10 protein-coding genes are annotated in these 11,399 nt (G+C 45.2%); 2 read left to right on the top strand and 8 right to left on the bottom strand.

Annotation, left to right across the window (positions count from 1 at the left end):
* The first annotated feature begins 49 nt into the window (after positions 1 to 49).
* Positions 50 to 1,147: a cell wall-binding protein gene (locus tag CRO04_RS06355; protein WP_097003390.1), complete on the top strand. Its 1,098-nt coding sequence runs from the start codon at positions 50 to 52 to the stop codon at positions 1,145 to 1,147.
* Positions 1,148 to 1,268: 121 nt separating this feature from the next.
* A complete protein-coding gene (locus CRO04_RS06350; RefSeq protein ID WP_097003389.1) occupies positions 1,269 to 3,101 on the top strand; it encodes a GH25 family lysozyme in 1,833 nt (610 codons plus the stop codon).
* Between the two features lie 67 nt (positions 3,102 to 3,168).
* Here CRO04_RS06350 and CRO04_RS06345 read toward each other — a convergent pair whose 3' ends face one another.
* The 8 genes from CRO04_RS06345 to CRO04_RS06310 form a co-directional block, all read right to left on the bottom strand.
* On the bottom strand, positions 3,169 to 4,095 hold the full coding sequence (locus CRO04_RS06345; RefSeq protein ID WP_097003388.1) for an Rpn family recombination-promoting nuclease/putative transposase: 927 nt from the start codon (positions 4,093 to 4,095) through the stop codon (positions 3,169 to 3,171).
* A 69-nt stretch (positions 4,096 to 4,164) separates the two neighbouring features.
* Entirely contained in the window at positions 4,165 to 5,097 is a 933-nt protein-coding gene (locus CRO04_RS06340) for a glycosyltransferase family 2 protein (protein WP_097003387.1), read from the bottom strand.
* Between the two features lie 15 nt (positions 5,098 to 5,112).
* On the bottom strand, positions 5,113 to 6,489 hold the full coding sequence (locus CRO04_RS06335) for a hypothetical protein (RefSeq protein WP_097003386.1): 1,377 nt from the start codon (positions 6,487 to 6,489) through the stop codon (positions 5,113 to 5,115).
* Between the two features lie 17 nt (positions 6,490 to 6,506).
* Positions 6,507 to 8,339 carry a hypothetical protein gene (locus tag CRO04_RS06330; protein ID WP_097003385.1) on the bottom strand — a complete coding sequence of 611 codons (1,833 nt, stop codon included), beginning with the start codon at positions 8,337 to 8,339 and terminating at the stop codon, positions 6,507 to 6,509.
* A 23-nt stretch (positions 8,340 to 8,362) separates the two neighbouring features.
* Positions 8,363 to 8,998, bottom strand: a complete 636-nt coding sequence (locus CRO04_RS06325) for a D-sedoheptulose-7-phosphate isomerase (protein WP_097003384.1) — start codon at positions 8,996 to 8,998, stop codon at positions 8,363 to 8,365.
* Between the two features lie 5 nt (positions 8,999 to 9,003).
* Entirely contained in the window at positions 9,004 to 9,582 is a 579-nt protein-coding gene (gene gmhB, locus CRO04_RS06320) for a D-glycero-beta-D-manno-heptose 1,7-bisphosphate 7-phosphatase (protein ID WP_097003383.1), read from the bottom strand.
* A gap of 18 nt (positions 9,583 to 9,600) precedes the next feature.
* A complete protein-coding gene (locus tag CRO04_RS06315; RefSeq protein ID WP_097003382.1) occupies positions 9,601 to 10,671 on the bottom strand; it encodes a GHMP kinase in 1,071 nt (356 codons plus the stop codon).
* Positions 10,668 to 11,375 (bottom strand): nucleotidyltransferase family protein, encoded by a 708-nt coding sequence (locus CRO04_RS06310; RefSeq protein WP_097003381.1) that lies wholly within the window; start codon positions 11,373 to 11,375, stop codon positions 10,668 to 10,670. Before CRO04_RS06310 ends, CRO04_RS06315 begins: the two co-directional genes overlap by 4 nt.
* Between the last annotated feature and the right edge of the window lie 24 nt (positions 11,376 to 11,399).

Here is an 11,399-nt window from a genome sequence, read left to right as displayed (position 1 = left end):
TCCCTATGTGTGATAAAGATATGGCAAGAACAGGAGGAATAGAAACGGTATGCGATACGGAAAGAAAATGGCGGTTATGCTGCTTGCAGGACTTGTAGGGACCGCAGCTCTGATACCGGCTAATACAGCCTGGGCCGCTAACGGCTGGGTACAGGAAGGTTCCCAGTGGAAATATATAGATGGCGATGGATCTGTTCATAAGGGCTGGGTGAAAACATCTGACGGTACCTATTATTACCTGGATTTAACTACCGGTATTATGGCTACCGGCTGGAAGCAGATCAATGGTAACTGGTATTATTTCCATTCCAATGGTTCCATGGCTACCAAGTGGATCAAGGATGGCGGAAAATATTACTATCTCATGGACGATACGGGAGTTCTTGTAAAAGGCTGGTTAAAGATTGGCAGCAATTACTACTACATGAAGGGTGACGGCTCCATGGCTACCGGCTGGAGAGAGATGGACAACGGCTGGTTCTATTTTAAAGAAGACGGCACCTGCACCATCGGATGGGGACAGGTTGGCAATGACTGGTTCTATTTCGGAACTGACGGTAAGATGGTAACCGGATGGAAGCAGATTGACAATGCCTATTATTATCTGAATGCTGATTCTAAATCTGTTTTAGGAAAGATGATGACCGGCTGGCTCAGTGACGGCACCAATAAGTACTATATGGATACCAGCAATGGAAAGATGGCTCATGGCTGGAAACAGATCGACGGAGCCTACTATTATTTCAGTGATTCAGGACATATGACTACAGGCTGGATTCAGCTCTCAGGTGTTTATTACTACCTGGATCCGTCTACCGGCAAGATGGCAGCTAATACCACCCTCACCATAGATGGTAAGAGCTATACCTTCGGTTCCAACGGAGCGTATCAGAATGGCTCTTCCGGTACTCCCGGGGGAACAACGGGCAGTAATAGCAATGCACCGGGTGGTACTCAAAGCAACAGCTCTGCACCTGGAAGCGGATCTTCCACCAATTCTCAAGGACCGGGCGGTTCCTCTGCAGGAGCAGACAATTTAAGCAGCCCACCCACCAGTCAGTCCAATGATACGCCAGGGGGAACCTCCAATCCTTCCGGCAGCAATACCTATCAGTTAGCACCTGGATTGACCAGCGGACCTGGCTGATCACTGACCGATTAATTCTGTGTGGGTATCTGCACGTTTGGCAGATGCCTGCACTTATTTTTCGTCTTTTTTGTACATAGATAATTTTTAAAATACTTCAGATATAAAGGAGGATATTACTTTGAGATTCACAAAAATCGGTATGCGTTTTACCGCTGCTGCACTCAGTGCCCTGATTGGAATGGGCTTCTGGCCTGCCATGAATACGCAGGCTGCGCTTTATGAACGGGTTAATGGCTACTATCAGTTAAAAGATGGCACTATCATTAATGATGCCATTTCCAGAGGCATTGACGTCTCCCGATGGCAGGGGGTTGTGGACTGGACAGCTGTTGCTGCCAATGACGTCAGTTTCGTTATGCTCGGAACCCGCTCCAAAGGGATGATTGATCCAAATTTTCATACAAATGTACAGGGTGCCTCAGCTGCAGGACTGAAGGTAGGCGCCTATATCTATTCTCTTGCTACCACTCCCGATATGGCCAGGGCAGAGGCGGATTTTGTACTGGATCTTGTTAAGGACTATCCCATCTCTTTTCCAATCGCCTTTGACGCGGAGGATAGTTCCACTCTGGGAACGCTCCCCCCTTATCAGGTAAGCCAGGTGATCAACGCGTTCTGTGACCGCATCAAAGAAGCCGGTTACCATCCGCTTGTCTACGCCAATGATTACTGGCTGGCCAATAAGATTGATTTATCCCAGATGAATTATGATATATGGGTTGCCCGTTATGAGGCTAAGCATACATTCCAGAACCCGGTTATGTGGCAGGTCACAAGCACCGGACAGATTCAGGGAATCAACGGGAATGTAGATATTGATTTTCTGTATCAGGATCTGACACCAAAGCTGCCGGGAAGCTTATGGAGAACAATCGGCGGCAAGACCTATTATTATCAGAACTACTCCATGCAGAAGGATACCTGGATCAACGACGGAACAGGCTGGTTCTATATGAACAATGAAGGTCAGCCTTCTACCGGCTGGTTTGACAAGGACGGACAGCGTTACTACCTGGACGAGACCAACGGACGGATGTTTACAGGCTGGAAGGAGCTTTCTGATAAATGGTATTTCTTTAATGCAGGCGGCTCCATGAATACCGGATGGCTGATAGATAACGGCGCGAAGTATTATTTAAATTCGGATGGTACCATGGCGACTGGCTGGGTGGATTTAAATGACCAGCATTATTACATGGATGAAACCAACGGACATATGATGACCGGATGGCTGGATTATAGCGGAAAACGCTATTACTTACAGGACAGCGGCGTAATGGCAACCGGCTGGATTGATTTAAACAACAAGCGTTATTATTTAAATAATGACGGATCAATGGCAACCGGCTGGCATACTGATGGAATGACTAAATATTACATGACAGAAGACGGAAGCGCAGCGACTGGCTGGAAGCAGCTGGACAACAGCTGGTATTACTTCAATCCCAATGGTAATATGAACACCGGCTGGGTAAATCCTGACGGAAACTGGTATTACCTGGCTGGCGATGGTAAGATGCAGTCCGGCTGGCTGGATGATAAGGGTGCGAAGTATTATTTAAGCAATTCATCAGGCAAGATGACCGTCGGCTGGAGACAGGTAGACGGCAGCTGGTATTACTTCGGAGAAAGCGGAGCCATGTCTTCAGGCATGATTACGGTAGATGGCAAGCAGTATTATCTAAATCCTTCTGATGGCAAGATGAAGGCATCGGAAACCTTTACAATAGACGGTGTCTCCTATACGGCAGATGGCAGCGGTGTCTGCTCACTCACTCCTGTAGAGGTACCTCAGGAGACTGCTGGAGAAACTCAGCCTGCCACAACACCTGACGCCACAGGACAAAGCACTCCTGCACAAACAGAAAGTACAGATACCGGTAATTCAGGAACTGCAAGCGAAACCGCTCCGGGAAGAGAGATCGGACCGGGTATAGGAATGCATAAATAATCCATTAGAAAAGGTCTGGGAATCAACAACTCCCAGACCTTTTCCTGTTATTTTATTATCTTTACTCCTATATTTTATATTTTATATACAACTGTTGACGAAAATGTCTATCTGAGACAGACCTTTTTAAATCATTTAATTTACCTTCTGACAATAGAATTTCAGTAAGACGTGCAAATCGGATCTCGCCTTCTGCCATTCCTTCCTGTCTGCCTTCCTGTCTGCCTTCCTGTCTGCCTTCCTGTCTGCCTTCCTGTCTGCCTTCCTGTCTACCCAATCGTAAACCTTCTCGACGCCCTTCGGCTAATCCACGCTCCATGCCTTCTGCCAGAAGTTCATCATATTTAGTCATAAGCGTCATATAAATCAACCTCCATTCTTCATTCCTGCGTCCTTCCTTCACTCCAATGATTGCCTTATTTACAAGTTCACCATTTGCTCCTGTATGAAATTCACCGGGAGATTTTAAAAAATGAAGGAATTCCTTTAACTCTTCTCCAATTGCTCCACAAGTTCCATATGCATTTACAAACACTTTATAGGCCCCATCATTCAATGTAAGCTCCGGCAGCATAGTGCAGCTGTTCTGGAAGCTATAAATATACTGTCCATATCCAAACGGATCGAAGGTGCAGAGAAATATAATGTAGCTGTTTCCAAGTTCTTTATACGTCTGACCTTTCTGAAGAATGGCAGTATCCATCTGACTTTGGTAGTATCTGCTCCTTTGCGGGATATCTCTTTTATTGGAAGTCTGAAGCTCCACATCAAAGATCCTGCTGTCGTTTTTAGCAAATATATCAAGTCTGACTCCCTTAGCAGAAGCATAAGTATCAATGGTCTCCTGTGAACTGATATAATCAATTCTTTCAATGGGGAAATTCAGTATGCTTTCTAATAACTGTCTGCACAACTCCTTATCATTGCGCATCACATAAGAAAACATAAAATCGTCCGTAAGCTCAAGTTCATCATACGGTTTATACTTTATCATTTGTTTCCTTTCCCTCTCCAGGGAATACAAAATATCCTATATTTATTATAACATTTCAAAAGAAAGGAATCAATGAATGTTTTTCGTCTCTTCCACAATATAAATCGGCCTGTCTTTTAATTCTGCAAACAGGATCGCTATATAATTTCCAATAATTCCGACAATCAGAAACAGAACTGCAAACATGAAGCACAACAGTACGATAATTGTAGCATACCCGCTTGGTGTTCCCACTCTCGCCCAGCTCCATATGGTATAGATCATCATAATAATTCCAAGTACTCCGGCTCCGCAGCCGGCATAAATCCCCAGCTTTAAAGGCAGGTTGGAAAAACACATGATGGTGTTTACGGAAAATGCAATTAATTTCTTTATACTGTATTTGCTTTCTCCTGCAACCCGGGTCCTGGCCTCATATTCAATCGTTGTTCTGGAAAATCCGATGTTTTGCACATATCCCCTCAGGAAGCGGACCTTTTCTCTGTAATTATCCTTCAGAACCTTTGCCGCTTTTCCAGATACAGCAAAGAAATCGGAGGCATTGGGCTCGAATTTTACATCAGAGAGTACATTGATCAGACGGTAAAAGGCAGCAGAGGCAAAGTTTTTAAACCAGCCGGCGGATTCATTCCTGGTACGGACCATGTTGATTACATCACAGCCCTCTTCCAGCTTTTTTACTATCTCAGGAAGATATTCCGGCGGGTGCTGTAAATCTGCATCCATGCACACAATTCCATCGCCCTGACTGTAATCCAGGCCGGCTATCATGGCTGCTTCATGGCCAAAATTCCGGGAAAAGCTGATCATCTTTACCTTCTCATCTAACTCGGAAAGACGGGTAAGTACAGAAAGCGTCTGATCCTGACTGCCGTCATTTACAAAGATAAGCTCATAGTCCCAGCTTAGTTTTTTCAAAATAGTGGCCGTTTCCTCATAGAATTGATTAAGCGCCAGTTCTTCATTATAGCATGAAACAACGACCGATAATGTCTTTTTCATAAATCTACTCCTTCGTTACTGGTTATCCTCTCGAAATACACTGTAACCATTTTCTTTTAATATAGTCAGTGCACTTCTTACTTTCTGACCACTGTCTGATCTGTTGGGACGATACTCGAAGTTTTCCCGGAGTTCATCGTCTGTCAGCTGCTCAAACTTTAAGGATAGTTTCGCCCTCTTTTCATAAAGTTCCAGCCTGTGAGGTGCTTTTTTGATCTCCGTATAAGTGGTATAACAATTTCCTAATACAAATACAAGACAGGCGATTCCAGCCGCCAGTTTCACTCCTGTACCGATCCGGTATTTTCTCTTTCTGAAAAGTAACGCAAACGTAAGGAGGATCCCCAGTATGCCGGTCTGAAACTGCAGTGCATACCTGGAACTCAGTCCGTAATTTTCATTAAGAAAGATCCATCTGGATAATACAATCAGCAGATGATTGCAGCCTCCGGATATGATTAAGAGAAACGGTAGAATGGTTTCCTCATAAAGGCGGTAATACCAGTTGTACCACAGTGCCAGCAGATAGAATGCAATTACAAGGAGTCCCAGGAACAGAAAAGGGCCATTGGTACGAAAAATCTGTTCTGCCCTCTCCCCTTCAATGACCATAGATGAAAAGGATTTTACAAAAAACCGGATAAAGAATCCGGGAGTATCCATAAGCTGTGTAAGCAACGGAACGGTCGCGGGTGCTGCATGGTCTTCCACCGCATATGCATTGCTCCATAAATATAAAAGAAACGGAACAAGGGCTGCACCTCCATAAACAAGCGGCTGCAGTCCCAGTCTCCGTCTTTTAAGCAGATACATCATCAGACAGGAAAGAAGCACTGTCACGGTATAAATGGCGCAATACGGTCCTGCCACCAGAAGAGTGATTGGAAACGGAAGAACGATCAGAAGAATACGGTCATAATAACGGTCACTGCCGCTCCATACCCGGTCCATTCCCTCATAATGCCAGTAGAAAAGCGCAAACGACAAAAAATGGGCAAATCCGCTTCCATTGTTTAACATCTCCCATTTATTCAGGCTGAACAAGACTGCCATCACAACCAGAAGCCAGCCATAGGAAAGCTTTTTACGGACGCAATAGGCAGTTATGAAAGCACCGGAAAGGCCCAGGGCCAGCACACCCAGAATACGGTCAAACATTATATTATAATCAAAGAAGGTGACATTGATAATTCTTGCCAGATAATTTATGGGGATTCTTGTGAGAATATCCGGCACAAAAAACAGCTTCGGATTAAAAACATCCGGAAGATAGCTGTTTACCAGGCGAATATAGTCTGAGTAAATCCCATCGCAGGTTGCCGCAAAGATGTACCAGAGGCAGAATATGGTTCCCAGAACCGGGACTGTATAATAAACGTATTTTTGTTTCATCCTCTCACCTCTGTCACTTAATCTGCTGTAATTTCAGCGACCACAGCCAGGTGCTTTTCGCTTCGCTGCTCTGATGCCGCCTTGTAATAAAAGTTACTGTTAAACGTCAGTTCCGATACTTTATATGGGGGAACATCAATTTCTGCAGCTGCTGTGCTGGAATTAATGGTTACAACTGTTTTTTCCTGTCCTTCCACCATCACAGTAATGTGCTCCAGTCCTGTTATTTCACCGGGATAGTAGAATTTCATCTTGATCTTTCCCTCTTTGCCAGCCATGATTCTGATCTTCGCATCTTCGTCCAGCCAGCCGTCTTCATAACTGCCATAGACCCGCTGGAATTTTAAATCCTTGACAAATGAAGTCACATCCTGAAATGCATTATGTTCAGGATCCTCCCGAAGGATCAGCATATTGGGCGTTACCAGCCCGATATCTCTGATGGAATTAATAAACGTTACTTCTGTTCCCTCAGCCAGACGTTTACGGTCAAAGGTCTTAAAAAAGGTCCTGGCTGTAAAATCACTCATTTTGTAGGTATTGCCGATAATATAGATCTTTTTCCCGAATATGTCATTTCCATACTTTACATAGGTCTCCTCCGCAAGGGAGTTATAGCGAAGCTGGGAGGACCAGTAGTAAAGATTCTCATACTTTCCACGGTAGAAGCTTTCCACCGGGAACATGAGAAGTCCGTAAAGCAGAAACAGTCCGCAGAATATCAGTGGTCTCCCGGATAATGTCTGACCTTCTCCCGGAGGTACCATTTCCCCGCATAAATACGCGGCAAACAGCCATGCGGCAGTCATGGATACATAGATCCATCTGGTCTCCACCCGGATTGTCACACTTGAGGAGCCGATACACAGGGCGATAAAAATAAGAAAAAGGCCAATTACAGGAAGCCGTTTTTTTAATTTTTTTCTGTCCTGGAACAGAACCAGTAAGAAACCAACCGTCATAATCAGAAGAGAAAAATTAGCGAGCATAACAAGAACCCTTACCCAGGAGGGTGACTGACTCCAGCTTAATCCGCTTAAATAATCCGGTCCTGTGTTGATTCCAAATATATAAAGAACCTGGCTTAGTGCAAAATGGAAGCTTTGGGTTATATTAAATGTATCCGCTACATCAGTCCCTCCTGTTCCCGCAGGTGAAATGCTTCCAATGGTAAAAAAACGGATAGCCTGAACTGCCAGAAAAGCTCCGGTTATTCCAAGCCAGCACAAAGGCCGTTTCTCTTTTTTAATCCAGAATGCAAAGAAAAACAAGGGAAGGAGTACCATATAACGCTCATGGACAAAGCACACGGAAAAGTAAAGACCTGCTGCTGCCTGGATATAACGGTCCGTCTTGTCCTTTTCAGACAGATAGCGGTACAGAAAGTAAAGGATTCCGATTGCCATCCAAAGGGCCATGCTTTCCATAAGTCCATACACCTGACTGATCTGATAGTAGGACATTCTGGAAAGCAGATAGAGAATTCCGCAGCCAATTCCCACAAGCCAACGATGGGAAAGCCGTTTCCCGAACCGGTAGATGGTGAATGCAATACAGCTGTTTAACAGTATATTAAAGGGCACAAACCATTCGGTATGGCTTCCAAGAGCCATCATCTCAAGCCATGCCGCCAGGTAATAAACGAAACGGAACCGGGTGCTTCCCAGAGGGAATACAAACTGACGAAAGGTCTGTTCGCCGTAACAGGACCAGAGATAAAGATCATCCATGTAAAGTCCGTTTATTTTTATTCCCCTGTTTATGAAAAAAGCAAAGGAAATCAAAAGCAGAGCCGCAATGACTTCGTTTTTCCATAACGCTTCCTTACCCATCCATTGTCTCTCTTCCATTTTTTCCTCCTGTTCTCGTAACATTAAAAAAACCGTTCCTCTAACATCAGACACAGTGCATGGTAGACCGGCAGGTGAAGCTCCTGAATCTTAAAGGTTTCATTCTCCGGCACAACGATGACCGTATCTGCTGTCTCTTTCAGCTGTCCTCCGTCTCTTCCGGTAAGACCGATAGTTTTCATGCCCATCGCCCTGGCTGCAGCCATGGCATACATAATATTCTGTGAATTTCCGGAAGTGGAAATGCCAAGAAGAACATCTCCTTTTTTCCCATATCCGTATGTCTGCTGTGCATAGATAAAGCTTCCGTCCACATCATTTAAAAACGCAGTGGAAAGTCCGGGATGCCCGGTTAAAGCGATGGCCGGGAGCCCTCCCTGAAGTTTATCCGCCAGTTCTTTTCCGCGGACCGGGTCTGCCTCTAAAAGCTTTTGTGCAAATTCTTCGGAAACAGCTCTGCGTTTTACAAAGCCCTTCATCAGTTCTCCGACGATGTGTTCTGCATCCGCACAGCTTCCTCCGTTACCGGCAATTAAAAGCTTTCCTCCATTTTCATAACAGTTCTCAAGAATCTCATAAGCTTCCTTTATCTCAGCTTTTACACTGGTTAATACCGGATAACGGACAAGAAGCTCTTCTAAATACTTCATGGGTTCCATTAAGCTCACACTCCTTCTCTTTTTAAGATCCATTCTGCTGCTGCGTTTAAGTCGTCCGCATAAGCATCAAAGGCCTTCTGCTTTTCCTCTTCTGTCAGACCAGAATATAATTCCTTTCCATATCCGGTGCCGACGAGAACAGAGCTTACGCCATATCTATGTCCTGCTTCCGTATCCAGAAGCTTATCTCCGATCATATAGGAATGGGACTTATCCACCTGATAACAGCTCTCTGCCATTTCAAACATTCCAATATCCGGTTTGCGGCAATGGCAGGATTGTTTATACGCACCTTTTCCATGAACCGGGTGATGGGGACAGTAAAAAAAATGGTCTATCTCTGCTCCGTCCCGGGAAAGAAGCTGGTTCATATATTCATGCAGCCGGACGACATCCGCCTCACTGTAATATCCTCTTGCAACTCCTGCCTGATTGGTAACCACCACAAGCTGAAAGCCCTGTTCCTTCAGACGTCTTAAAGCGGCTGGGACACCGGGAAGGATCACCAAGTCAGAAGGCTTGTGTAAATATTCTACTTCCTGATTGATTGTTCCATCCCGGTCTAAAAAAACAATTTTATCCATGTTTATGTGTTCTCCTGCCTACAGCTGAAAATGATACTGTCCGTCTGGTATGGATACCTTGATATTCTCATAATCCCAGCGGTTTTCATCGGTAATCCAGCTTTGGGCACCTCTTAACTCAAAGTTCCAGTCTGTCAGCTGGCCTCCTGCCGCTTCCATTCTTGCTGCCACCTTATGGCGCACATTATAGGGGCAGTAAACCAGTAAGAATCCGCCGCCGCCGGCTCCAAGAAGCTTGCCTCCAAGTGCACCGGCTTTTAATGCTTCCTCATAAAGCTCATCGATCTGGGGGGTTGTAATCTTGCTGCTCATTCTTTTTTTGCTCTTCCAGCCATAGTCTAAGAGCTTTCCAAAGCTGTATAAATTGCCCTTCAAAAGCTCGTCCTTCATGGCATAGGCCAGTGCCTTCACTTCGCACATAGCTTCAAAGGGATCCTTTTTCTCGTAATTTGAGACCTGGTCCTTGATGATATTGGCAGAAACATGAACATTACCTGTATAGCAAAGCAGCAGATTGTACTGCAGTTCATGAATGATCTCCTTTTTGATCCGGAGCGGGTTTACTACCACGTTATTGCGACCGTGGAATTCAATAAAGTTAAAACCTCCGAAGGTTGCGGCATACTGATCCTGATAACCGCCGTCGATCTTTAAATCCTCTCTCTCCACCTGATAGGCAAGATCGGCCATGGCATAGCTGTCAAGCTCCACACCCTTCCATCTGGCCATGGCTGTTAAAAGTGCTACCATCACAGTGGAAGAGGTACCAAGACCGGATCCTGGAGGGGCATCGCACTGTAAATAAACCTCGCAGCCCTGCTTGATATCCATTGCCTTCAGCGCAGCAGTGACAAGATCCAGACGTCCGTCGTATACATAGTTTTCTTTTGTATTATACTTAACCGTCATATCAAAGTCCAGGGAATGGACGATGATCTGGTCATCCTGCCTGGGAACAATGGAACAGTAAGCATATTTGTTGATGGTGCTGCCGATGATGGCGCCTCCCTGTTCAATGCAGAAGGGGGCTACATCGGTACCGCCTCCGCCAAAACTAACGCGCAAAGGCGCCCGTCCTCTGATTATCATATGTTCACCCGTCCTTCCTTTACATCTTTTATGAAACGGTAATAGTCTTCCGGGATTCCGATATCAATGAAATACCCGTCGTTTACAAGGCCTCCCAGCTTTTTCCCCTGGGATAGCCACAGTGGAATCATATCATGCTCAAGTGACACCTTTCCTTCCGGTATGGTATCTAAAAGAGCGCGTTTTATAAAATAGAATCCACCGTTGATTGTTCCTTCCCTGGCCTCTTCCACCTTTTCATCAAAGGCTGTTAATCGGCCGTTCTCCAAAACTGCCTGTCCATAGCGGGAGACATCAGAAACTTTTCTGAGAACAAGAGCCATATCTAAGTTCTTTTCCTCCATCAGTTCTGTGAAGCTGCTGCAGTCGATCTGATAGTAGGTATCTGCATTTAAAACAAGAAACGCATCCTCTGTCACTTGTTTTCCTGCATTTTTTATCGCTCCGGCTGTTCCTAAAAGTTCTTCCTCATATGCATAAGACACCCGGATTCCCCATTTGCTGCCGTCTCCAAAATAATCTTCCACCATAGAGCCTTTGTATCCTACGGCAAAGATAATCTCTGTCACGCCGTAACGGATCAGCTGTCTTACTACATATTCCATAAAAGGCTTTTCTTCTATCAGCGCCATAGGCTTTGGCCGGTCACTTACCACGGAACGCAGTCTGGTGCCAAGCCCGCCTGCCAGCAATACTGCCTGCATCTTTCAGTCCTCCCTTTTTTATTA

The sequence above is a fragment of the Lacrimispora amygdalina genome, assembly GCF_900205965.1.
Classification (GTDB): domain Bacteria; phylum Bacillota; class Clostridia; order Lachnospirales; family Lachnospiraceae; genus Lacrimispora; species Lacrimispora amygdalina_A.
Note: the sequence above shows the minus strand (reverse complement) of the source record. Positions and strands in the feature narration are given on the sequence as shown.